Here is a 22765-nt window from a genome sequence, read left to right as displayed (position 1 = left end):
ACGAGTCGGGGTGTCGTACTCAACGTGAGAGGTGTTGATGGTGATACCACGAGCTTTTTCTTCTGGTGCGTTATCGATCTGGTCGAATGCACGAGCAGAACCACCGTAGGTTTTTGCCAGAACGGTAGTGATTGCAGCGGTCAGCGTTGTTTTACCATGGTCAACGTGGCCGATAGTACCGACGTTAACGTGCGGTTTTGTACGTTCAAACTTTTCTTTAGACATCGATTGTCCCTCTAAGACACGGATAAATCGGTGATATCACCACATCAACCAGGCGAAATGCCTGAATTGTTGAATACAGTAAAATTGAAACAGAGAGAAACGGGAAGGAGAAGTGAAGTGGTGCTGATACCCAGAGTCGAACTGGGGACCTCACCCTTACCAAGGGTGCGCTCTACCAACTGAGCCATATCAGCACGTATTGGAGCGGGCAGCGGGAATCGAACCCGCATCATCAGCTTGGAAGGCTGAGGTAATAGCCATTATACGATGCCCGCATCCTGAAACTCGGCTACCCAGTTCTTTCTGTAACAAAAAAAGAGATTTCTCTCTTTTTCAGTTTGAGCTGGCTAATTTTTCCAACCAGCTCCGGCGGCATTTACGCTGCCAGAAAGTGGTGGTGGGGGAAGGATTCGAACCTTCGAAGTCTGTGACGGCAGATTTACAGTCTGCTCCCTTTGGCCGCTCGGGAACCCCACCGGACTTGATGGTGCCGACTACCGGAATCGAACTGGTGACCTACTGATTACAAGTCAGTTGCTCTACCTACTGAGCTAAGTCGGCATCAAGTAGCGCGCATTCTATGGATACCTGCGCGGTCATGCAACTAAAAATTTGCATAAAACGTTCTTTCGCTCACATTTTATGCGAACAGCGTATAGAGCGCTGTAAAAGTAGCCATTCGAGGTCAAATATTCAACATATCATCGTGATTTGCACCGTATTCACCGTAGCGTGACGGCTTCCGCGTAACGCAGCGCTTTCCATCTTTTTTCTTATTATTCCCGTCATCTGGTGTTAACCTCCTGCCCATTGTCCAAAATTAACTGTGTGATGAGCCACGATCCGGCAGTGTGGTGCTGGCTCGCTGAAGCATGCTTATGAGCAAAAAAGAGCAAACGTTAATGACGCCTTATCTTCACTTTAACCGCAGCCAGTGGGCTGCCCTGCGTGATTCCGTCCCTATGACGCTGACGGAAGGTGAAATCGCACGGTTAAAAGGGATAAACGAAGATCTGTCCCTGGAAGAGGTGGCAGAAATTTATCTCCCCCTCTCTCGCTTGCTTAACTTCTATATCAGCTCAAACCTGCGTCGTCAGGCCGTGCTGGAGCAGTTTCTCGGGACGAACGGTCAACGCATTCCTTATATCATTAGTATCGCAGGCAGCGTGGCCGTGGGTAAAAGTACCACCGCGCGCGTCCTGCAGGCGCTGTTGAGCCGCTGGCCGGAACACCGCAGCGTGGAGCTGATCACCACCGACGGTTTTCTGCACCCGAACGAGGTGTTAAAAGAACGCGGGCTGATGAAGAAGAAGGGCTTCCCGCTCTCTTATGATATGCACCGTCTGGTGAAATTCGTTTCCGACCTTAAATCTGGTGCCCCAAACGTCACCGCGCCAGTCTATTCGCACCTGATCTACGATCGCATTCCGGGTGGGGATAAAACGGTGGTTCAGCCAGACATTCTCATTCTGGAAGGTCTGAACGTGCTGCAAAGCGGCATGGACTATCCTCACGACCCGCATCACGTATTCGTCTCGGATTTCGTCGATTTCTCTATCTATGTCGATGCGCCGGAAGACCTGCTGCAAAACTGGTACATCAATCGCTTCCTGAAGTTCCGTGAAGGGGCGTTCACCGATCCGGATTCCTATTTCCACCACTATGCTCAGCTTTCTGAAGAAGAAGCGATCAATGTGGCGACGGGGCTATGGAATGAGATCAACTACGTGAACCTCAAAGAGAACATCCTGCCGACGCGCGAGCGTGCGAGCCTGATCCTCACCAAGAGCGAGAAGCACGCCGTCGACCAGATTCGCCTGCGGAAATAATCAATCAGACATAAAAAAACCGGCTTAGCGCCGGTTTTTTTCGTTATGCGTGTGGCTTTTCGCCATTTTCATCCTGATCGACCGCAAAGCAGGCAACCAGCTGGCCGCCATAATCCTTCAGCTGCGGCTGGAGCTGGGTGCACGGGCCAAAGCGGCGGCTGCAGCGGGCGTTGAATGCACATCCCGGAGGCGGATTCAGCGGACTTGGCAGTTCACCCGTCAGCTTAATACGCTCACGACGATCGTCCGGGTTCAGACGCGGTGTCGCAGACAGCAGCGCCTGGGTATACGGGTGACGAGGATTATTAAAGATCTGGTCTTTGGTCCCCTTCTCCACGCAGCGCCCCAGGTACATCACCATCACTTCATCAGCAATGTGCTCCACTACCGACAGGTCATGGGAGATGAACACGTAAGACAGCCCCAGCTCCTGCTGCAGATCCATCATCAGGTTCAGCACCTGCGCACGTACGGATACGTCGAGCGCGGAGACCGGCTCATCGGCAATCACCACGTCCGGATCGAGCATCAGCCCGCGCGCGATAGCAATACGCTGACGCTGGCCACCGGAGAACATGTGCGGATAGCGATCGTAATGCTCGGTTTTGAGGCCGACCTTCGCCATCATCGCCAGCGCTTTTTCACGGCGCTGCTCTTTGCTCAGATTACTGTTGATCAGCAGCGGCTCTTCCAGAATCTGTCCCACTTTTTTACGCGGGTTCAGCGAACCATACGGGTTCTGGAACACAATCTGGATTTTCTGGCGACGCAGCTTCTGCGCCTGCGGATCGTGCTTGAGTAGATCTTGCCCCTGATAATAGAGCTCACCGCCGGTCGGCACTTCAATCATCGTCAGCAGACGGCCCAGCGTGGATTTCCCGCAGCCTGACTCTCCCACCACCGCCAGCGTTTTACCGCGTTCGAGGTTAAAGGAGACGCCGTCCAGCGCTTTTACCAGGCGTTCAGGGGCAAACAGTCCCTTCTTCACCGGGTAGTATTTTTTCAGGTCGATGGCCTGCAACAGCGGCTGTTGCGTGGTGGCCTGTTGCGTACTCATAGTGTTGGCCTCCCGGCATCATCGAGTGGGTAGTGGCATTTCGACTGACGACCATCAGCCAGCTGGTTCAGTTCTGGCTCCTCCGCCCGGCATTTGTCCGTCGCATATGGACAGCGCGGATTAAGCAGACAGCCCTGCGGACGGTCATATTTACCCGGCACCACACCCGGCAGCGACGCCAGACGCGCTTTGTCCTGAGCAAACTCCGGCAGCGCGCGTAAAAGCGCCTGGGTATACGGGTGACGCGGCGCGCGGAAAATATCGTGAGAATTTCCGGTCTCAACCACCTGGCCCGCATACATCACGATGATTTTGTGCGCGGCTTCGGCTACCAGCGCCAGATCGTGCGTAATCAGCACCAGCGCCATATTCTCTTTCTGCTGCAGCTCCAGCAGCAGTTCGATGATTTGTGCCTGAATGGTCACATCCAGCGCCGTCGTCGGTTCATCCGCAATCAGCAGCTTTGGCCGACAGGCAATCGCCATCGCGATCATCACGCGCTGGCTCATCCCACCGGAGAGCTGATGCGGGTAAACGTCCAGGCGCGATGCCGGGTCAGGAATACCTACCTGGTTCAGCAGATCGATCGCGCGCTGGCGACGGGTTTTCTTATTCCCACCCTGATGCACCTTAATCGCTTCCATAATCTGGAAACCAACGGTGTAGCAGGGGTTAAGGCTGGTCATGGGATCCTGGAAAATCATCGCCACTTCGGCGCCCACCAGCTGGCGGCGCTGTTTTTCAGAAATGCGCTTCAGATCCTGACCGTTGAACTGTAGGTTTTCCGCCATCACGCGGCCCGGGTAATCAATCAGCCCCATGATCGCCAGTGAACTCACCGACTTACCGGAACCGGATTCCCCGACAATGCCTACCACTTCGCCCTGATTTACGCTGTAGCTGATGCGGTCCACGGCGCGAAACGGGGTGCCTTCGTCGCCGAAGTGCACCGATAATTTATCTACATTTAATAACGCCATCTCGTGCCTCTTACTGCTTCAGTTTGGGATCAAGCGCATCACGCAGGCCATCACCCATCAGGTTAAATGCCAGCACCGTCAGCAGGATTGCCAGACCCGGGAAGGTGACAACCCACCAGGCGCTTTGTGCGAACTGCAACACGTCGGAGAGCATGGTGCCCCACTCCGGTGTTGGCGGCTGCGCACCCATGCCCAGGAAGCCAAGAGCGGCCATATCAAGAATGGCGTTAGAGAAACCGAGCGACGCCTGAACGATCAGCGGCGCAAGGCAGTTAGGGAAGATATTCACGAACATCTGGCGCATCGCACCGGCACCCGCCACACGAGAGGCGGTAACGTAATCGCGGTTCACTTCCACCAGCACCGCCGCACGGGTTAAACGCACGTAGTGAGGAAGCGCGACGAACGTCAGCGCCAGGGCGGCGTTACCGATCGACGGACCGAAGATCGCCACCAGCACCAGGGCCAGCAGCAGGCTTGGCAGCGCCAGCATGATGTCGACGATACGCATGATGATGTTATCAACGATGCCGCCGAAGTAACCGGCAACCAGGCCGAGAACGATCCCCATAATCAGGGAGAGCACCACCACCAGGCAGCCGACCAGCAGCGACAGGCGCGCGCCGTACATCAGACGCGACAGCACATCGCGGCCCACGTCATCGGTACCGAGCAGGTGCGCCAGGCTACCGCCGTCCTGCCACGCAGGTGGCGCGAGCAGCGCATCGCGGAACTGGTCCGCCGGATTATACGGTGCGAGGAAGTTCGCAAACACCGCAATCAGGATCATGATAGCAACATACACCAGACCTACTACCGCACCTTTATTGCGCTTGAAGTAGTGCCAGAATTCCTGCAGCGGCGTCATAGGAACCGGTGCAGCGACCACTTTATTTTGAGTGACTTGTGACATGATGGCCCCTTACTTCTTATGACGAATACGCGGGTTCACCACGCCGTACAGCAAATCGACCAGCAGGTTGACGAGGATAATCATCGTCGCGACCAGCAGTACACCGCCCTGCACAACCGGATAGTCACGGCGTTGCAGCGCGTCAATCAGCCAGCGGCCCAGGCCCGGCCAGGAGAAGATGGTTTCGGTCAGAATCGCCCCCGCCAGCAACGTCCCCACCTGGAGACCGATAACGGTCACCACCGGCAGCATGGCGTTACGCAGCGCATGGACGATAATGACGCGCATGCGCGTCAGGCCCTTGGCGCGCGCGGTGCGGATGTAATCCTCACCCAGCACTTCCAGCATCGATGAACGGGTCATACGCACGATCACCGCCAGAGGAATGGTCCCCAGCACCATGGCAGGCAGGATCATGTGCGCGACGGCATCCATGAAGTTGCCCTCCTCGCCCCAGATAGCCGTATCAATCAGCATAAAGCCGGTGAGCGGGTTGGAGTCATCCAGGAAGACCATATCGCTAACGCGCCCGGAGACCGGGGTCAGGTTAAGCTGCACCGAGACCAGCATGATCAGCATCATGCCCCACCAGAAGATAGGCATGGAGTAGCCGGTCAGCGCCAGGCCCACGGCGGTATGGTCAAAAATAGAGCCACGCTTAACGGCTGCCAGCACCCCAACCGGGATACCTACCGCAGTGGCGAAAATCATGGCGCAGACGCCAAGCTCCAGCGTCGCTTTAAAACGCGGCACGAACTCGTCCCACACCGGAAGGCGGCTTTTCAGCGAAATCCCTAAATCACCGTGCAGCACGCCCCAGATATAGTGGAGATACTGCTGCCACATCGGCTTATCGAGACCGAGTTCAGCCAGCAGCTGTGCATGGCGCTCAGGGGAAATACCACGCTCGCCCGCCATAATCATTACCGGGTCGCCGGGGATCATATGGACGAAGGCAAAAGTGAGAAGGGTGATACCGATAAACGTGGGGATAACAAGTCCCAGACGTCGGAGGATGAACTGCAACATAACCCGGATTCTCTCTGATGACGCACGACCAGTGGCGTGACGTCTGTATTGCTCACAAATGTAAATTTCTTCTCCCTTGAGAGAAGATGAGGGTGAGGGGATGCATGCACGCCCCTCACCCTTGCCCTCTCCCGGAGGGAGAGGGAAAACACCCTACTTATTATTCAACAGATACGTTCTCGAAGTGGTGTTTGCCCAGTGGATCAACCACGTAGCCCTTCACTTCTTTACGCACTGGCTCGTACACGGTGGAGTGAGCAACAATCAGCGCCGGAGCCTGATCGTGCATAACAACCTGAGCCTGCTTGTACATTTCAATACGTTTGTTGTGATCGTCGGTCGCACGCGCCGGCTGGATCAGGTCTTCAAACGGCTTGTAGCACCAGCGAGAGTAGTTAGAACCGTCTTTCGCCGCCGCGCAGCTGAACAGGGTAGCGAAGAAGTTGTCCGGATCCCCGTTATCACCGGTCCAGCCCATCATTACCGCCTGGTGCTCACCCGCTTTAGCGCGCTTCAGGTACTCGCCCCACTCGTAGGTCACAATCTTGGCCTGAACGCCAATCTTAGCCCAGTCAGCCTGAACCATTTCTGCCATGCGGCGTGCGTTCGGGTTGTACGGACGCTGTACCGGCATCGCCCACAGCTCGACGGTGAAGCCTTTATCCTGGCCCGCTTCTTTCAGCAGCGCTTTCGCTTTCTCAGGATCGTAGCTGTAGTCTTTAACGTCGTCGTTATAGCCCCACATGGTTGGTGGGATCAGGTTTTTGGCTGCAACGCCAGCGCCCTGGTAAACGGCCTTGATGATCGCTTCTTTGTTCACCGCGTAGGTCAGCGCCTGACGCACTTTCACGTCATCAAACGGTTTCTTCTCGGTGTTGAAGGAGAGATAGCCCACGTTCAGGCCAGCCTGCTCCAGCAGGTTGATGTTCTTGTCCTGCTTCATGCGGGCAATGTCAGCCGGGTTCGGGTATGGCATAACCTGGCATTCGTTTTTCTGCAGTTTTGCATAACGCACTGATGCATCAGGCGTAATGGAGAAGACCAGACGGTCGATCTGCGGCTTGGTGCCCCAATAGCCTTCGAACGCTTTGTACAGAATGCGGGAGTCTTTCTGGTACTGCAGCAGCTGGAATGGACCGGTACCGATTGGGTTCAGGTCGACTTTTTCCGGCGTACCGGCTTTCAGCATGTTGTCCGCGTACTCTTTGGACAGAATTGAAGCAAAGTCCATAGCCAGGTCAGCCAGGAATGGCGCTTCCGGACGCGTCAGCACGAACTGAACGGTATTGTCGTCCACTTTTTTCACTTCAGAAATCAGATCCGGCAGGCCCATCCCTTCGAAGTATTCATAGCTGCCGCCAGACACTTTGTGGTACGGGTTCTGCGCGTTTTTCTGACGATCGAAGGAGAACACAACGTCGTCGGCGTTAAAGTCGCGCGTTGGTTTGAATTCTTTGCTGTCCTGCCACTTCACGCCTTTGCGCAGGTGGAAGGTATAGGTTTTGCCGTCTTCGCTGACGTCCCACTTCTCTGCCAGCCCCGGAATCACTTCCGTGGTACCGGTTTTGAATTCAACCAGACGGTTATAGATCGGTACAGAGCTTGCGTCGTAAGTCGTACCAGAGGTAAAGAGCTGTGGGTTAAAGCCTTCCGGCGAGCCTTCAGAACAGTAAACCAGGGTTTTTGCCTGTACGCTTGCTGCCACGGTCATAGCCACCAGGCTCAGACCAAGCTTCAGCATCCCTGACTTCTTCAAGGAAATACTCATTATTCTGCTCCAATGTGATGTTTTGCTTTGTTGTGTTACGCCGCCAGACCTTTATTTATTTTTTACCCGGTCCGGTCGGTGATGCCCGAAGGCTTTAAAGGGATGGAGAATCCTTTCAGAAGAGCGTTTGAGTTGCAGCGCAGATCGTCCCTGAAATGCCCCTCATGCCCTACAATCTGTCAACAGAATGTGAAAACGTCAATACAGGTGACGGGGATTTACGCTGAGTGTGAGAAACCGCAAACAAAGATTAAAAAAACTATGTATGCCAGTTTTCAGCAGGGAAATTTATGCTACTCGCTATCCTGCAGCACAAGTCTCTTCATATTTCGCAACAATCAGTGATTAACTTTTATTCAGAATGGGTAAATTTTCTTGCAGAATGGTGATTATCTGAGCACTAAATTCCATGAACGCTAAAACGCACAGCGAAAAATGCTGAGGTTATCCATAAGCAACGCGAAAAAAGATCAATCTATATATAAAAAAATACAATGGATTATGTCACAAAATCGTTAACAGGCAGGAAGAAGCGGATCTAAGGGGCGTTTTGGATACTCTGACGGGATAAGGTCATAATGCAAAAAGGGCTAACCTTGCGGTTAGCCCTTTTCAGAATGTGGTCGGCGAGAGAGGATTCGAACCTCCGACCCACTGGTCCCAAACCAGTTGCGCTACCAAGCTGCGCTACTCGCCGAATGCGGAGCGCATCTTACTGCTGAGGTGCGCCCCCGTCAATCCCTTATTTTCAAAAAGCCATTCAACTGGCGATATTCTCGCCAGAGCAGCTACTGCGCGGTTTTTACGCTGTTAGCAGGGAGTTTACACCAGTTGTTGTTTTCGTTAATCCCACCGTTCGGTGAGGTATAGCCGAGACAACCCATAATGGTGTCGTACAGCTCAACGTGACGACGCGGCACCTTCATCTCCGCCTCTTTCTTCAGCTGAGCAAACATCTTCGCCTTCTCCGGGTTTTCCAGGTACTTATCCGACATCCACATGATCATCGGCACGCGGAACTGTTCAGGCGGTGCCAGCTTGCGCGGCGTACCGTGCAGATGCTCTTTCTCGTTGATGGATTCACCGTGGTCTGCCGCATAAATCACAATCGCTTTCTTATCGCGCAGCTGGTCGATCACCCGGCTCAGGAAGGTATCCACATACAGCACCGAGTTATCATAGGCATTGATCAGCTCCTGCTTGCTGCAGTCTTTATTAATGCCCACGCACTCAGGCTGCCACTTCGCGAAATCACGCGTGTAGCGCTGGTAATAGCTGTAATGCGATCCTTTGGTATGCAGAATGACAAGATGCTTGCCCTGCGGATGATTCTTGAGGGATTGCGACATCTCTTCCAGCAGCAGCATGTCGTCGACGTTTTTACCGCGGTTACGCGGTTCGGCGCCAATCTGCTCACGGTACGCGATGTTATCTGCCAGGGTATTGGTGTAGAACCACATCTCACTTTGCATGGCGAACAGGTCTGAGCTAAATCCAAGCTGCTTTAGCACGGCAAAGACGTTTTGCTCTTTCAGCGTGCGCTGCGGGTTATCGCTTGCACCGCCTTCGCGAACAAACATACAGCGCAGCGAAAGCTTGGTCGCGGTATCGCAGGAGTAACCCCGGTAAGCCACCAGGTTCTTCTCCTGCGCCAGCTTTGGCGTGGTATCCCGGTTATAGCCGAGAATGCCCATATGATCCCAGCGCGTCGTTTCGCCAATGACAAAAACGACGTACGTATCATCAAGCCCGTCGGCTGGCGGCTGGTAGGTGAATTTTTTCAGTGGATTGATCAGCGACTTAACATCACCGGATTCATCCGCCTGCGCCCAGGCATACAGACCTAACGCTGACAGCCAGTTAGACGGCAAATAGGAGTTTGCCACCACGCCGCCATAGCTTGGCATATCCACGCCCGTCGCTTTTTCGACGCGTTTTTGCTGCGTTTCCATCAGGCGGATAGGCGCCCATACCAGCAGACCGGCCAGCAGAACGACGACGATATTGCGGATCCGCTGTCCACGCGTGCGCAGCTGGCGTAACAGCGTATAGCGGCACGTATTGTTCCAGATAAAGAACAGCGGTATCAGACAGGTTAAAACCGTCCAGACGATGAAGCCTTTCCCTACCACCTCTTTCGAGAGATCGATATCCGTGGTCATCACCGAGGCAACGATACCGTACCCAATGACCACGTTCATAAAGGTCATGTAATAGCTTGCGGCGGCAGAAATAATCACCACCAGCGAGGCCAAAATTTGCCAGGTACGTCGGCCAAAAAGGGACAGCAAGCGTAAGAGGAAGAATGTAGCGAGGACGGAGCCGAACACTTCAATTGCGGCAAAAATACAATTACTTACGGTAAGGTTTTCGAAATAACCTTCCACTCTTCTGAACAGTACCGCGCCATTCAGAAATAATCCGATATAGACAGCCAGCATCAGACACAATCTTTGCTGGGTAAGAGACCTAATGTATTTCATGCAAACAACCCTGGGGGAAGGGGTATAAAGACCCGTCGAATCTCAAAGAGAAAGCGGACAGAGTAAGTAAATGCGTAAGGAAGCGTTATGAGAAACGTCTACAAGCGCGGTAAGTAGACCACAGCGGGAGAGAAAAGTGGCAGCAGAGAGTGTGATCGGTGTAAATTTTTACAAAATATCGAGACGGGAAGCGTCTCGCATAAAGACAAAAGAGGCCACAGAGGCCTCTTTCATACCGCTTACGCATGCGCTTCTTTGAATACTTCGCGCTGCGGCTGGCGAATCGTGGTTGAGAGCGCCAGCGAGATAATCAGCAGGGCAAATATTACGCAGAAGGTCACGTAGAACCCGCCGAACAGGGAGGCAATCAGCGAGCCGCAGATACTGCCGATCCCGAAGCCCAGATAGATAACGCCGTAGTTTTTCGCCAGATTGTTCAGGCCAAAGAACTCGCTCACCAGTGACGGGAAGACGGTAATAGTGCCGCCGAAGTTAAAGGCCACGCAGGCAATCGCCGCAAAGAAGGTGGCTTCATTCAGCGGAGCGAACAGCAGCGCCGCCATACCGACCAGCGAGACCACTTGCCCAATCGTAATCACGCGGATGCGGGCAATTTTGTCAGACAGAATACCGAGCACCAGACGACCGGAGAGGTTGGCAATGGAGATGACCGTCACCGCATTCGCCGCCGTGGCCGCATCCAGCTTCACCATGCCCTGCGCGATATCCTTCGCCACGCCGATAACATACAGACCGCTCATGCAGGCAGTCAGGAACATGACCGCCAGCATCCAGTACTGTGGCTTACGCATGGACTGCGCGAGGGTGAAGTCGTTCTCCACCACGCCGTTCACGGATTTAACCTCCTGCTGCGGCGCATCTTTCATCAGCGTGGCGCCGAACAAAATCATCACCAGCACGATTGCGCCCCAGATCATAAAGGTTTTTTCGAGGCCGACGGACGCCAGCAGGTGGGAGTCGATAAATTTGAACCCGAGGCTGCCCAGGCCATATGAGCCGATGGCAAACGCGGAGATTAAACCTTTACGCTCCGGGAACCACTTCACGCAGTTCGACAGGGTCAGCAGGTAACCTGCGCCATCGGCCAGCCCCACCAGCACGCCGGCGCTTAGCCACAGCATCATCAGGTTGCTGGAGTGCGCCGTCAGGAAAAAGCCCAGACCCAGCAGGATGCCGGACGCCATGGTCACGCGCTTCACGCCAAAACGCTCCTGCAGCTTACCCGCGACGGAAGACGAAATCGCCAGACCCAGGCTCAGCAAACCAAAGGAGAACGCGACCTGGCTGACCGGCGCGCCGAGTTTGTCGGAAAGCGCGCTGTTGAACAGGCTCCAGGTATAGACCGACCCCAATGCAAACTGAGTGACGATGGTACCAAAGAGCGTGAGCCAGCGCGTGCGGTTATAGGTTGATGTGTTCATGGCAGTTGTCCTGCAAGAGAAATTAAGGAAGTTCGCTGAGGACAACGATAAACAAAACCTTAATATGCCTGGGGTAAAACGGCATGAAATGCAGGCGGAACGGAATGAAATGCCTGGAATCGGGAATGAATGACCTGGCACGGGAATAAAGCGATAGCGTGTTAGTACCTGCTATCGCTGTAAACCCTGTGGTTGTTGTATTCGAGATGTTATCGTAACGTTTAAAAAAGTAACAACTCTAGAAATTCGCGCTGACGCCGAGTGTGTATAAAAACTCCTCACCGGTGGTGGTGTGCTCCCCCTGAGCCAGCGACGCATAGGCCGCCATACGCGTGTTAAAGGGAATATCCGTTCCCACGGTGACATCCATCCAGCTACCGTTTTGGGCAGGGGCTGGCGTTTGCGGCATGCCAAACTGCGATTTCCACTGGTTTTCACCAAACTGCTGGTTATAGCTAATCTGCGCCCACGGACGGAGATCGCCATACTGGGTATTCACGCGCCACCCCAGCGTGCTGACGCTGGCATGCCAGAGCGGGTCGGTGATTGCTTGCGTCGACGCGCTATCACCAAACTCGTTGATCATCATGGGAGTCGTGCCGTCGTACCGCCATGCCACCACCGGGCCGGTGGTGATGCGTGCTGAAACGGGAAAATTCCAGCCCACGCTCATTGCCCCCTCCGTCGTTCTGCCAGACGGTATATTCAGGGCAAGTCCCGGCGCGTTCTGCGAAGACTGAATACGCTCAGCCAGAATATCCTCATAACGCGGTTGGTGATCCGCGTCCCATGTATAGCGTTCCGCCGTATTATTCTGGGCGTCTGAAACGATATATTCCTGTTGCCAGGCAGACGCTGTATTACAAAAGAACAGGCAGGCTGAAATTCCCACCAGGCCAGAAGCAGCATGGCGACCACTGATTTTTTTTATCATCATCAACGCGACCCCAGAGAGAGCCGAATTCGGCGATATTTGTCGTTATTCAGGAAGAGCTTAGAGAGCATATGGCCCTGTATTAACTATTGTCTTTATAGTAAACACGTCAAGCCAGTCAGAACGAAATTTTTGCGAAATCAGTATCAATAAGGGAGATGACGGATGGAACGTTGCGGTTGGGTAAGCCAGGATCAGCTTTATATCGACTATCACGATCGGGAATGGGGCGTGCCGGAAAGGGATGGCAAAAAGCTCTTCGAGATGATCTGCCTGGAGGGCCAGCAGGCGGGGTTATCATGGATTACGGTACTGAAAAAACGTGAAAATTACCGCAACGCTTTCCATCAGTTCGATCCTGTCGCCGTCGCTGCGATGACCGATGAGGACGTGGAGCGGCTGGTGCAGGACGCCGGCATCATCCGCCATCGCGGTAAGATCCAGGCCATCATCGGCAACGCACGCGCTTACCTGGCGATGGAGCAAAACGGCGAATCATTTTCAGATTTTGTCTGGACGTTTGTGAACAACAAACCGCAACTCACTCAGGCCGCCACGCTCGCGGAAATCCCGGCCTCCACCCCGGCCTCGGATGCGCTCTCGAAAGCACTGAAAAAACGCGGCTTTAAGTTTGTCGGCTCCACCATCTGCTACGCCTTTATGCAGGCCTGTGGCCTGGTCAATGACCACGTTACCGGCTGCTTCTGTCATCCGGGAGGCCATCATGATCCGCAAATGGCAAAATGAAAATACCGCGCCGCTTTTGAGCCTGTGGCTTGAAAGCACCACGGAAGCGCATCCGTTTATCGAGCCGGGTTACTGGAAAGAGAACGAGGCCATGGTGCGGGACGTTTACCTGCCGTCGGCGGAAACCTGGGTTTGGGAACAGGATGGCGAACCTTACGGATTTATCAGCGTGATGCAGTCTCAGTTTGTCGGCGCCCTGTTTGTGGCGCCGTCATGCATCGGGAAAGGCATCGGGCGCGCGCTGCTGAACCATGTTCAACAGCGCTTCTCGCACTTAACCCTGGAGGTGTACCAGAAAAATGTCCGGGCGGTGAATTTCTATCATGCTCATGGCTTTCGCATTGAAGACAGCGCCTGGCAGGATGATACTCAGCACCCGACATGGATCATGAGCTGGCAGGCGGATCAAACGCCGTTAAGGTAAGCTCGGGCCCCTCATATTTCTCGACCCAGGCCAGCGCCGTGTTCCCTGCGCATCCATTCCCCAGCTTCGAACTGGGGAGATCTTTGGTCAGCACGTTAACCGCCCCGTTTTTACAGATACCGCCCTCGGCGGGCTCAAGGTCGGGCCATGCGCCCTGATGAATACAGATCACGCCCGGTTTAATTCCGTCGCTCACCACCGCCCCTGCCAGCACCTGCCCGCGCGAGTTCCAGACGCGCACCACGTCACCGTCGGCAATCCCGCGCGCTTTCGCATCATGGGTATTCAGCGTGATGGGCTCTCGCCCGGCGACTGCATACTGCTCGCGCAGGGACGTATAGTTAAGCTGGCTGTGCAGACGGTGCGAGGGATGCGCAGACAACACCTGCAGCTGTTCCGGCTGGGCGTTGCCGTGCCACTCATCCGGCTCGAGCCAGGTAGGGTGCGGCGGGCAGTCGGCATAGCCAAAGCTGGCGATGCGCTCGCTGTAAATCACGATCTTTCCGCTCTCTGTTTTCAGCGGGTGGTTCTCGGGGTCGCGGCGGAAATCGGCAAAACGGACAAACTTCGCGTTCTGCTCGCTCTCCGGCATCTCGACAATCTGGTTCGCCTCCCAAAACTCAGCGAATGGCGAAAGCGTCACGCCCTGCGCTGCGCCGCGCTGTCCGGCAATCTGGTAGAAGGTCTCCAGCCATTGCAGATCGCTTTTCCCTTCGGTAAAACGCTCGCGGCCGCCCGCTTCCCACAGTTCGCTCAGTTCAGCAAACACCTCAAAATCATCACGTGCTTCATCTCGCGGGGCCACTACGCGCTTCATCGGAACCATATGCTGGTTGCTGTAGTCACCGGTCATGGTGAGATCGTTACGCTCAAACGAGGTGGTCGCCGGTAGCACGATATCTGCATGCTTAGCCGAACCGGTCCAGAAGCACTCGGAAATCACCACCAGCTCCGGCTTTTGCCAGGCGCGGATCAGGCGGTTGGTATCCTGATGGTGCGTGAAGTTCGACCCGCCAGCCCACCAGACAAATTTAATGTCCGGGAAATGGCGGTCCAGACCGTTGTGTTGATAAAAACCACCGGGGTTTTCAAGGGCTTCAACAATACGCGCCACCGGGATTTTATCCACGGCATCCACGCCGCCCTGCACCGAGCCCTGCAGAGACGCCAGCACCGCCGCTTTACGCGTGGGGTTGCCGCCGTTAGCAAAGTGATAGGAGAGACCAAAACCACCGCCCGGCGTGCCGATCTGCCCAAGCATCGCGGCAAGGGTCACCAGCATCCAGTGTTTTTGCTCGCCAAACTGCTGGCGCTGCATTCCCCAGCCGGACATTAACATCGTGGTATTTTTATGGAACAACGCCGCCAGTTCGCGGATTTTCTCCGCAGGAACGCCACAAATATTTGCCGCCCACTCTGCCGTTTTCGCAATCCCATCGGATTGACCCGTCAGGTAGTCAGCGAATTTATCGAAACCGGTGGTACAGCGCGTCAGGAATTCAACATCGTGCCAGCCGTTCTCCACCAGGGTATGGGCGATACCCAGCATCATTGCCACGTCGGTGCCCATATGCGGGGCAACCCACTCGGCGCTGTCGCCAAAGAAATCCATGGTTTCAGAACGCATCGGGTCAATGCAGATGATGCGCTTGCCGCTTTTGCGCAGCGCGTCGAAATACCCAATGCCCTGCTCGTCGCTGGCATTCCAGGCAATTTTCAGCGTGTTAAGGGGGTTAGCGCTCCACAGTACGACCACATCGGTATGCTCCAGCACCAGCGGCCAGCTGGTCTGCTGCTGGTACACTTCGTTCCCGCCCACGACGTACGGCATGATCGCCTGCGCCGCGCCGGTGGAGTAATCCCCCAGATGACCGGTATAGCCTCCCGCCAGGCTCATGTAGCGCTGCAGCAGCGTCGAGGCTTTGTGCAGCACGCCGTTTGAACGCCAGCCGTAGGACCCGGCAAAAATGGAGGACGGACCGTAGCTGTTGCGGATACGCTTGTGCTGGGCGTGGATCAGCGCCAGCGCGTCATCCCAGCTCACGCGAACAAACTCATCCTGACCGCGAATACCCTGCGGCTTGTCCGGCGAGGCCAGAAAACCTTTACGCACCATCGGCCAGCGCACGCGCGTTTTGCTGTGCACCTGATCGCGAACGACGGTCTGTAACGAGTTGGGATGTTGGGTTGGCAGTGCCCCGCGGGACGACAGAACATTTTCGCCATCGGTTTCGACCAGCATCGGACCCCAGTGGGCGGCGGTCAGAATGGTTTTCGTTGAGGTGCTCAAGCGTGCGCTCCTGGTTGCGTGCAGGTTTTACGGCCTTCTTTGCTGAGGCAGTTTATGGTTTGTCACAAATTTCAGAGTTATACCCGGAATTTTCTCCGTATGTGGACGTCATAATCAACTGCCACGCTCGCCGTGGCAAAGAATAAAAAGGATTAAGGAAAGAAGATGAAAAAACGCGTACTCGTTATTGCCGCTCTGGTGAGCGGTGCCCTGGCTGTTTCTGGCTGCACAACCAACCCTTACACCGGTGAACGCGAAGCGGGTAAATCCGGCATTGGCGCAGGTATCGGCTCGCTGGTCGGCGCAGGCGTTGGGGCGCTCTCCTCCTCGAAGAAAGACCGCGGCAAAGGCGCTCTGATTGGCGCAGCGGCCGGCGCGGCGCTGGGCGGCGGCGTTGGTTATTACATGGACGTGCAGGAAGCGAAACTGCGCGACAAAATGAAGGGAACCGGCGTGAGCGTGACGCGCAGCGGCGATAACATCATCCTGAACATGCCGAACAACGTGACCTTCGACAGCAGCAGCGCAACGCTGAAACCAGCAGGTGCGAACACGCTCACCGGCGTGGCAATGGTGCTAAAAGAGTACAACAAGACTGCCGTGAACGTGATGGGCTATACCGATAGCACCGGCAGCCAGGATCTGAACATGCGTCTGTCCCAGCAGCGCGCCGACGCCGTGGCCAGCTCGCTCATCACTCAGGGCGTTGAAGCAAACCGCATCCGCACCAGCGGCATGGGCCCTGCCAACCCTATCGCCAGCAACAGCACGGCGGAAGGCAAAGCGCAGAACCGCCGCGTTGAGATTACGTTGAGCCCGATTCAGTAATTGCATTTCCTCCTCTCCCAGTGGGAGAGGGTCGGGGTGAGGGCATCAAGCCGCACACCCCAGCATGAACCACTTGCCATCGTTGATTTTCCCGCTAAGGTATTCTCACTAAATTCAGGGAAATCAGCGATGAGCAAACCAGCCCGGGCCACCATCAGCGACGTGGCGAAAGCCGCCAAAACCGGTAAAACCAGTATTTCGCGCTACCTTAACGGTGAAAAACACCTGCTGTCCGATGCGTTGCTGGCGCGAATTGAACAGGCCATTGCCGATCTCGACTACCGTCCCAGCCTCATGGCGCGCGGGCTAAAACGCGGTCGCACCCGTCTTATCGGACTTATCATCGCCGATATCACTAATCCCTACTCCGTTAACGTGCTCAGCGGTATCGAAGCCGCCTGTCGCGAGAAGGGGTTCACGCCACTGGTCTGTAATACCAATAATGAAGTCGACCAGGAGCTGCACTATCTCGACCTGCTGCGCAGCTATCAGGTGGAAGGGATTGTGGTCAACGCGGTAGGCATGCGTGAAGAGGGGTTAAACCGCCTGCAGCAATCCTCTCTGCCTATGGTCCTCATCGACCGTAAAATTCCTGAATTTGCCTGCGATGTCGTCGGGCTGGATAACACCCAGGCCGCCACGACCGCTACCGAACATCTCATTGAACAGGGCTTCGAGGCTATTCTGTTTCTGAGTGAACCGCTGGGGATGGTCAATACCCGTCGCGAGCGCCTGAGCGCATTTCGCGCCACGCTGGAGCGTTATCCCGGCGTGATCGCCGAAAATGCCGAAACGCCGCTTCACGAAGCCGGGCAGCTCGACAACACCCTGCGTCAGTTCCACACGCGCCATCGCGGGATGCGCAAAGCCGTTATCTCGGCCAACGGGGCGCTGACGCTTCAGGTCGCCCGCTCGCTCAAGCGCATTGGCCTCCACTGGGGCAGCGACATCGGTCTGCTGGGGTTTGATGAACTGGAGTGGGCGGAACTGGCTGGCGTAGGCATTACCACGCTCAAGCAGCCCACCTGGCAAATTGGCTATGCTGCTGTTGAACAAGTGGTTCGTCGTATTGAAGGTACCAGCGATGCCGTTCGCGAGCAGGTCTTCTCCGGCGAGCTGATCGTTCGTGGCTCCACCGCGCGTTAAATTTCCCTTGTGATAGCGATCATAAATTCAACATCCTGACCTTTTCTTTGGAACCGGTTCCATGTAGCGTAATAGTATTGATATGTTGCGAAGGAGTCCGAAGATGGGCAGGAAAATTATGGTGGTCACCGCCGCGTACGGTGCGGAACAGGTGCGACAGGCAGGCGGTCAGCGGGCGATGCTTCCCGTTATTGCAGGCGCAGGGGCAGACGGCGTGGAGATCCGCCGGGAACTGTTCAACAGCGAAGAGCTGCTGGCACTGCCTGCGCTGGGTGAATCCATTGAACTGCTGGGCCTGCTTGCGTGCTACTCCGCACCCGCCGCCCTGTTTATGCCCGACGGCAACCTCAACCCGGACCTGCCCCGCTATCTTTCTGAAGCCAACACCCTGAATGCCCTGTGGCTGAAGGTTTCCCTGGGCCATTTCCGCGACGCGCAGCCTCTTGACGACTTGCGTAGCCTGCTTAATGCAAGCGGTATGGCGCTGGTCGTGGAGAACGATCAGACCGACTGCGGGCAGCTCGCCCCCATGCAGCGCTTCCAGGTCGCCTGTAGGGAAATGGCTTTACCCGTCACGCTAACCTTCGACATGGGCAACTGGCTATGGGTTGGCGATTCCCCCGAAGAGGCCGCGCGTCATCTGGCCCCTGCGGTGAGCTATATCCACGTGAAGGCCGCCGTGCCGCATAAAGATAACTTCCGCGCCGTGGCGCCGGACCGCGCCGATGCGCGCTGGCTGGATCTGCTCGGCCAGCTGCCTGCCGATGCCCCGCGCGGTATCGAGTTCCCGCTGGAAGGGGCGGATTTAACCGCCGTTACCCGCCATTACGTCAACCTGCTGCGCGAGGAGTAAACCATGCACAAGACGCTGGATGTCATCACGATCGGCGAGGCCATGGCGATGTTTGTCGCCACCGAAACGGGCGAGCTGAGCGCGGTAGAGCACTTTATCAAACGCGTCGCAGGCGCTGAACTCAACGTCGCAACCGGCCTGGCGCGTCTTGGCCTGAACGTGGGCTGGGTTAGCCGCGTGGGGGATGACAGCTTTGGCCATTTCGTCCTCGACTCGCTAAAAAAAGAGGGTATTGATGCCGCAGGCGTCACCCTCGACGGACGCTTCCCTACCGGCTTTCAGCTTAAATCTAAGGTTGAAAATGGAACCGATCCCATCGTGGAGTATTTCCGTAAAGGATCGGCCGCAAGCCACCTGTCTGTCGCGGATTACCACGCAGATTACTTTGCCTCCGCGCGCCATCTTCACCTGAGCGGCGTGGCGGCCGCGCTGTCTGCCAGCTCGTATGAGCTGCTCGATCATGCCGCGACCACTCTGAAAGGCCAGGGGAAAACCATATCGTTCGACCCCAACCTGCGCCCGGTGCTGTGGAAAAGCGAAGCGGAAATGGTGGAGAAACTGAACCGTCTGGCGTTCAGGGCGGACTGGGTTCTGCCAGGCCTGAAAGAAGGGATGATCCTCACCGGCGAAAGCACGCCGGAAGGCATTGCCGATTTCTATCTGAATAAAGGGGTAAAAGCGGTGGTGCTGAAAACCGGTGCTGATGGCGCATGGTTTAAAACGGCCGACGGCGAACAGGGCGCGGTCGCGGCGGTGAAGGTCGAGAACGTAGTCGACACCGTCGGCGCGGGCGACGGCTTTGCCGTGGGCGTGATTAGCGCACTGCTGGAAGGCAAAACGCTGCCGCAGGCCGTCACGCGAGGCAACAAGATTGGCTCGCTGGCCATTCAGGTGCAGGGCGACAGCGAAGGATTACCAACGCGAGCACAGCTCGGCGTTTAAATTCCCTCTCCCTGTGGGAGAGGGCCAGGGTGAGGGCAGCAAGCCGCACCAAATAATTAAGCCACCGTGTACCCTACAGACAACGGCGGTAACAACCTCAACAACAGAGGCAAGCCTATGAACAGTTCGACCAATGCAGTAAAACGCTGGTGGTACATCATGCCTATCGTGTTTATCACGTACAGCCTGGCGTACCTTGACCGTGCCAACTTCAGCTTCGCGTCTGCGGCAGGGATCACAGAGGACCTTGGCATCACCAAAGGTATCTCCTCCCTGCTGGGTGCCCTTTTCTTCCTGGGCTACTTCTTCTTCCAGATCCCCGGCGCGATTTATGCGGAACGCCGCAGCGTGCGTAAGCTGATCTTCATCTGTCTGATCCTGTGGGGCGCCTGCGCGTCACTGACCGGCATGGTGAACAATATTCCTGCCCTGGCCGCCATTCGCTTTATCCTCGGCGTCGTTGAGGCGGCGGTTATGCCGGCGATGCTGATCTACATCAGCAACTGGTTTACCAAATCTGAACGCTCGCGCGCGAATACCTTCCTTATCCTCGGTAACCCGGTAACGGTACTGTGGATGTCAGTGGTGTCCGGCTACCTGATCCAGTCCTTCGGCTGGCGCGAAATGTTTATCATTGAAGGGGTGCCGGCGATTATCTGGGCCTTCTGCTGGTGGGTGCTGGTGAAAGATAAACCAGCCCAGGCGAAATGGCTTTCTGAAGATGAGAAAGCGGCGCTGCAGGCGCAGCTGGACAAAGAACAGCAGGGCCTGAAGGCGGTACGTAACTACGGCGAAGCCTTCCGCTCGCGTAACGTGCTCCTGCTCTGCGCGCAGTATTTTACCTGGAGCATTGGCGTGTACGGCTTTGTGCTGTGGCTGCCGTCCATTATCCGCAGCGGCGGCGAGAACCTCGGCATGGTCGAAGTAGGCTGGCTGTCATCCGTACCATATCTGGCGGCAACCATCGCCATGATCGTCGTCTCCTGGGCATCGGACAAGCTGCAGAACCGTAAATTGTTTGTCTGGCCGCTGCTGCTGATTGCTGCCTTCGCCTTTATTGGCTCCTGGGCCGTGGGCGCAAACCATTTCTGGGCCTCTTACACCCTGCTGGTGATTGCCGGTGCGGCCATGTACGCCCCTTACGGACCGTTCTTTGCCATCATCCCGGAGATGCTCCCGCGTAACGTTGCGGGTGGCGCAATGGCGTTAATTAACAGCATGGGTGCGCTGGGCTCGTTCTGCGGCTCCTGGTTCGTCGGCTACCTGAACGGTGCCACCGGCAGCCCGTCCGCATCGTACATATTTATGGGGGTGGCGCTTTTCGCCTCCGTGTGGCTTACTCTGATTGTTAAGCCTGCTAATAATCAACAACACCCTGTCGGCGCTCGCCACGCCTGAATCCTTAAAAATCAACGGAGATTAGCATGAAGCCGTCCGTCATTTTGTATAAAGCACTGCCGGAAGATCTGCAGAAACGCCTTGAAGAACACTTCACCGTCACGCAGGTGAAGAACCTGAGCCCGGAAACCGTGGCACAGCACGCCGATGCGTTCGCCAGCGCCGAAGGCCTGCTGGGTTCAAGCGAGAAAGTGGATGTCGCCCTGCTGGAAAAAATGCCGAAGCTTCGTGCTACCTCAACCGTTTCCGTGGGTTACGACAACTTCGACGTGGATGCGCTTAACGCCCGCAAAATCCTGCTGATGCATACCCCGCATGCTCTGACGGAAACCGTGGCCGATACGCTGATGGCGCTGATGCTCACCATGGCCCGTCGCGTGGTGGAAGTAGCTGAGCGCGTCAAAGCGGGCGAATGGACAAAAAGCATTGGTCCGGACTGGTTCGGCGTGGACGTTCACGGCAAGACGCTGGGCATTGTCGGTATGGGTCGTATCGGGCTGGCGCTGGCGCAGCGCGCGCATTTTGGTTTTAACATGCCGATTCTGTATAACGCGCGTCGCCATCACGGTGAAGCCGAAGAACGCTTCAACGCTCGTTACTGCGAGCTGGATACCCTGCTGCAGGAAGCCGATTTTGTCTGCCTGGTTCTGCCGCTCACGAACGAAACCCGTCATCTGATTGGCAAAGAGGCGTTTGAAAAAATGAAGACGTCAGCCATTTTCATCAACGCGGGTCGTGGTCCGGTGGTGGATGAGAAGGCGCTGATTGAGGCCCTTAAAAACGGTGAGATCCATGCAGCAGGTCTGGACGTGTTTGAGCAGGAGCCGCTGCCGGTGGACTCCCCGCTGCTGACAATGCCTAACGTGGTTGCCCTGCCCCACATCGGCTCAGCCACCCATGAGACGCGCTACAACATGGCGGCCACCGCGGTCGATAACCTTATTGCCGCCCTTAGCGGAAAGGTGGAGAGAAACTGCGTGAACCCGCAGGTGCAACGGTAGAAACGAAAAAACCCGCCAGAAGGCGGGTTTTTAAATTCTTTGCTACTGGGTTGGAAGCTTACAGGCTTACAACGTTACCAGCTGCTGGGCCTTTAGCGCCGCTTTCGATGGTGAAGGACACTTTCTGACCTTCGTCCAGAGATTTGTAGCCATCGTTCTGGATAGCAGAGAAGTGTACGAACACGTCTTTAGAGCCATCGTCAGGAGTGATGAAGCCGAAACCTTTATCAGCGTTGAACCATTTTACCAGACCAGTCATTTTAGCAGACATAGAAATTACCTTATTAACAAATATATTGTGCCTTCCGGCTTGATGGATTGCGTTACAGATTTTTAAGCGATGAAGGAAGGGTCACTACGAAGGGTATCTATGGATAACAATCTGGACTGCTTTACTAAACTGCTTTAGGTCTGTGTAACAAACCGACGGGAATAGTTATACCGATGTGGTAGAGGAATGACAAGCGTTATTTTCG

At 55.6% G+C, this 22765-nt stretch carries 20 protein-coding genes and 5 tRNA genes; 9 read left to right on the top strand and 16 right to left on the bottom strand.

Features of this window, described 5'->3' with window-relative positions:
* The 5 genes from LRM19_RS13920 to LRM19_RS13900 all read right to left on the bottom strand — a co-directional run.
* Positions 1-225 (bottom strand): GTP-binding protein (locus tag LRM19_RS13920; RefSeq protein WP_008502775.1); only part of this gene is annotated, 225 nt, incomplete at its 3' end.
* A gap of 118 nt (positions 226-343) precedes the next feature.
* Positions 344-419 (bottom strand) — tRNA-Thr (locus LRM19_RS13915).
* 6 nt (positions 420-425) lie between these two features.
* Positions 426-500: transfer RNA gene (locus LRM19_RS13910), tRNA-Gly, on the bottom strand.
* A gap of 117 nt (positions 501-617) precedes the next feature.
* Positions 618-702: transfer RNA gene (locus LRM19_RS13905), tRNA-Tyr, on the bottom strand.
* An 8-nt stretch (positions 703-710) separates the two neighbouring features.
* A tRNA-Thr gene (locus tag LRM19_RS13900) sits at positions 711-786 on the bottom strand.
* A gap of 317 nt (positions 787-1103) precedes the next feature.
* Here LRM19_RS13900 and coaA point away from each other — a divergent pair.
* Positions 1104-2054 (top strand): type I pantothenate kinase, encoded by a 951-nt coding sequence (gene coaA / locus LRM19_RS13895; protein WP_063145380.1) that lies wholly within the window; start codon positions 1104-1106, stop codon positions 2052-2054.
* 43 nt (positions 2055-2097) lie between these two features.
* Here the strand turns inward: coaA and dppF are convergent, their stop codons facing one another.
* The 9 genes from dppF to LRM19_RS13850 all read right to left on the bottom strand — a co-directional run bounded on the left by dppF (position 2098) and on the right by LRM19_RS13850 (position 12663).
* On the bottom strand, positions 2098-3111 hold the full coding sequence (gene dppF, locus LRM19_RS13890; RefSeq protein ID WP_032644494.1) for a dipeptide ABC transporter ATP-binding subunit DppF: 1014 nt from the start codon (positions 3109-3111) through the stop codon (positions 2098-2100).
* A complete protein-coding gene (gene dppD, locus LRM19_RS13885) occupies positions 3108-4091 on the bottom strand; it encodes a dipeptide ABC transporter ATP-binding protein (protein WP_008502772.1) in 984 nt (327 codons plus the stop codon). Before dppD ends, dppF begins: the two co-directional genes overlap by 4 nt.
* Before the next feature lie 10 nt (positions 4092-4101).
* A complete protein-coding gene (gene dppC, locus LRM19_RS13880) occupies positions 4102-5004 on the bottom strand; it encodes a dipeptide ABC transporter permease DppC (protein WP_111964354.1) in 903 nt (300 codons plus the stop codon).
* A 9-nt stretch (positions 5005-5013) separates the two neighbouring features.
* Positions 5014-6033, bottom strand: a complete 1020-nt coding sequence (dppB, locus tag LRM19_RS13875; RefSeq protein WP_008502770.1) for a dipeptide ABC transporter permease DppB — start codon at positions 6031-6033, stop codon at positions 5014-5016.
* A 160-nt stretch (positions 6034-6193) separates the two neighbouring features.
* The gene (gene dppA / locus LRM19_RS13870) at positions 6194-7801 is read right to left on the bottom strand and encodes a dipeptide ABC transporter periplasmic-binding protein DppA (protein WP_271369165.1); all 1608 of its coding nucleotides are present in this window, start codon (positions 7799-7801) and stop codon (positions 6194-6196) included.
* Between the two features lie 620 nt (positions 7802-8421).
* A tRNA-Pro gene (locus LRM19_RS13865) sits at positions 8422-8498 on the bottom strand.
* A gap of 91 nt (positions 8499-8589) precedes the next feature.
* Positions 8590-10284, bottom strand: coding sequence for a kdo(2)-lipid A phosphoethanolamine 7''-transferase (eptB, locus tag LRM19_RS13860; protein ID WP_127729194.1), 1695 nt, complete (start codon positions 10282-10284; stop codon positions 8590-8592).
* Between the two features lie 239 nt (positions 10285-10523).
* Positions 10524-11726, bottom strand: a complete 1203-nt coding sequence (locus LRM19_RS13855; protein ID WP_115876657.1) for an L-lactate MFS transporter — start codon at positions 11724-11726, stop codon at positions 10524-10526.
* A 238-nt stretch (positions 11727-11964) separates the two neighbouring features.
* On the bottom strand, positions 11965-12663 hold the full coding sequence (locus LRM19_RS13850) for an autotransporter domain-containing protein (protein ID WP_115876658.1): 699 nt from the start codon (positions 12661-12663) through the stop codon (positions 11965-11967).
* A 162-nt stretch (positions 12664-12825) separates the two neighbouring features.
* Here LRM19_RS13850 and tag point away from each other — a divergent pair, with 162 nt between their 5' ends.
* Both tag and LRM19_RS13840 read left to right on the top strand, forming a co-directional pair.
* Positions 12826-13407, top strand: coding sequence for a DNA-3-methyladenine glycosylase I (tag, locus tag LRM19_RS13845; RefSeq protein ID WP_111964349.1), 582 nt, complete (start codon positions 12826-12828; stop codon positions 13405-13407).
* Positions 13385-13831, top strand: coding sequence for an N-acetyltransferase (locus LRM19_RS13840; RefSeq protein ID WP_271369164.1), 447 nt, complete (start codon positions 13385-13387; stop codon positions 13829-13831). Before tag ends, LRM19_RS13840 begins: the two co-directional genes overlap by 23 nt.
* Here LRM19_RS13840 and LRM19_RS13835 read toward each other — a convergent pair.
* Positions 13794-16073, bottom strand: coding sequence for a molybdopterin guanine dinucleotide-containing S/N-oxide reductase (locus LRM19_RS13835; protein ID WP_271369175.1), 2280 nt, complete (start codon positions 16071-16073; stop codon positions 13794-13796). The two genes, LRM19_RS13840 and LRM19_RS13835, sit on opposite strands and share 38 nt — an antisense overlap.
* Positions 16074-16286: 213 nt before the next feature.
* Between LRM19_RS13835 and LRM19_RS13830 the strand changes: the two genes are divergently transcribed.
* The 6 genes from LRM19_RS13830 (at position 16287) to ghrB (ending at position 22289) form a co-directional block, all read left to right on the top strand.
* Positions 16287-16949, top strand: a complete 663-nt coding sequence (locus tag LRM19_RS13830; protein ID WP_024909080.1) for an OmpA family lipoprotein — start codon at positions 16287-16289, stop codon at positions 16947-16949.
* Between the two features lie 129 nt (positions 16950-17078).
* Positions 17079-18095, top strand: a complete 1017-nt coding sequence (locus LRM19_RS13825; RefSeq protein WP_008502761.1) for a LacI family DNA-binding transcriptional regulator — start codon at positions 17079-17081, stop codon at positions 18093-18095.
* Positions 18096-18198: 103 nt separating this feature from the next.
* Positions 18199-18948 carry a sugar phosphate isomerase/epimerase family protein gene (locus LRM19_RS13820; protein WP_252093558.1) on the top strand — a complete coding sequence of 250 codons (750 nt, stop codon included), beginning with the start codon at positions 18199-18201 and terminating at the stop codon, positions 18946-18948.
* 3 nt (positions 18949-18951) lie between these two features.
* Positions 18952-19890, top strand: coding sequence for a sugar kinase (locus tag LRM19_RS13815; protein ID WP_271369163.1), 939 nt, complete (start codon positions 18952-18954; stop codon positions 19888-19890).
* Between the two features lie 117 nt (positions 19891-20007).
* Positions 20008-21288 (top strand): MFS transporter, encoded by a 1281-nt coding sequence (locus LRM19_RS13810; protein WP_127729184.1) that lies wholly within the window; start codon positions 20008-20010, stop codon positions 21286-21288.
* 26 nt (positions 21289-21314) lie between these two features.
* On the top strand, positions 21315-22289 hold the full coding sequence (gene ghrB, locus LRM19_RS13805; RefSeq protein WP_271369162.1) for a glyoxylate/hydroxypyruvate reductase GhrB: 975 nt from the start codon (positions 21315-21317) through the stop codon (positions 22287-22289).
* 58 nt (positions 22290-22347) lie between these two features.
* Here the strand turns inward: ghrB and cspE are convergent, their stop codons facing one another.
* A complete protein-coding gene (gene cspE, locus LRM19_RS13800; RefSeq protein ID WP_003860775.1) occupies positions 22348-22560 on the bottom strand; it encodes a transcription antiterminator/RNA stability regulator CspE in 213 nt (70 codons plus the stop codon).
* Between the last annotated feature and the right edge of the window lie 205 nt (positions 22561-22765).

This window comes from Enterobacter sp. PI-10, assembly GCF_027947695.1.
Classification (GTDB): Bacteria; Pseudomonadota; Gammaproteobacteria; order Enterobacterales; family Enterobacteriaceae; genus Enterobacter; species Enterobacter vonholyi.
This window is presented reverse-complemented; position numbering and strand designations above follow the sequence as displayed.

Bases quoted from the DNA above. Each gene is read 5' to 3' on its own strand.
- LRM19_RS13815 (WP_271369163.1), top strand. From the start codon at position 18,952: ATGCACAAGACGCTGGATGTCATCACGATCGGCGAGGCCATGGCGATG.
- dppA (WP_271369165.1), bottom strand. From the start codon at position 7,801: ATGAGTATTTCCTTGAAGAAGTCAGGGATGCTGAAGCTTGGTCTGAGC.
- LRM19_RS13835 (WP_271369175.1), bottom strand. From the start codon at position 16,073: ATGCTGGTCGAAACCGATGGCGAAAATGTTCTGTCGTCCCGCGGGGCA.
- LRM19_RS13840 (WP_271369164.1), top strand. From the start codon at position 13,385: ATGATCCGCAAATGGCAAAATGAAAATACCGCGCCGCTTTTGAGCCTG.
- dppB (WP_008502770.1), bottom strand. From the start codon at position 6,033: ATGTTGCAGTTCATCCTCCGACGTCTGGGACTTGTTATCCCCACGTTT.
- dppD (WP_008502772.1), bottom strand. From the start codon at position 4,091: ATGGCGTTATTAAATGTAGATAAATTATCGGTGCACTTCGGCGACGAA.
- LRM19_RS13825 (WP_008502761.1), top strand. From the start codon at position 17,079: ATGAGCAAACCAGCCCGGGCCACCATCAGCGACGTGGCGAAAGCCGCC.
- tag (WP_111964349.1), top strand. From the start codon at position 12,826: ATGGAACGTTGCGGTTGGGTAAGCCAGGATCAGCTTTATATCGACTAT.
- dppF (WP_032644494.1), bottom strand. From the start codon at position 3,111: ATGAGTACGCAACAGGCCACCACGCAACAGCCGCTGTTGCAGGCCATC.
- LRM19_RS13810 (WP_127729184.1), top strand. From the start codon at position 20,008: ATGAACAGTTCGACCAATGCAGTAAAACGCTGGTGGTACATCATGCCT.
- eptB (WP_127729194.1), bottom strand. From the start codon at position 10,284: ATGAAATACATTAGGTCTCTTACCCAGCAAAGATTGTGTCTGATGCTG.
- ghrB (WP_271369162.1), top strand. From the start codon at position 21,315: ATGAAGCCGTCCGTCATTTTGTATAAAGCACTGCCGGAAGATCTGCAG.
- LRM19_RS13820 (WP_252093558.1), top strand. From the start codon at position 18,199: ATGGGCAGGAAAATTATGGTGGTCACCGCCGCGTACGGTGCGGAACAG.
- dppC (WP_111964354.1), bottom strand. From the start codon at position 5,004: ATGTCACAAGTCACTCAAAATAAAGTGGTCGCTGCACCGGTTCCTATG.
- LRM19_RS13850 (WP_115876658.1), bottom strand. From the start codon at position 12,663: ATGATGATAAAAAAAATCAGTGGTCGCCATGCTGCTTCTGGCCTGGTG.
- cspE (WP_003860775.1), bottom strand. From the start codon at position 22,560: ATGTCTGCTAAAATGACTGGTCTGGTAAAATGGTTCAACGCTGATAAA.
- LRM19_RS13830 (WP_024909080.1), top strand. From the start codon at position 16,287: ATGAAAAAACGCGTACTCGTTATTGCCGCTCTGGTGAGCGGTGCCCTG.
- LRM19_RS13855 (WP_115876657.1), bottom strand. From the start codon at position 11,726: ATGAACACATCAACCTATAACCGCACGCGCTGGCTCACGCTCTTTGGT.
- coaA (WP_063145380.1), top strand. From the start codon at position 1,104: ATGAGCAAAAAAGAGCAAACGTTAATGACGCCTTATCTTCACTTTAAC.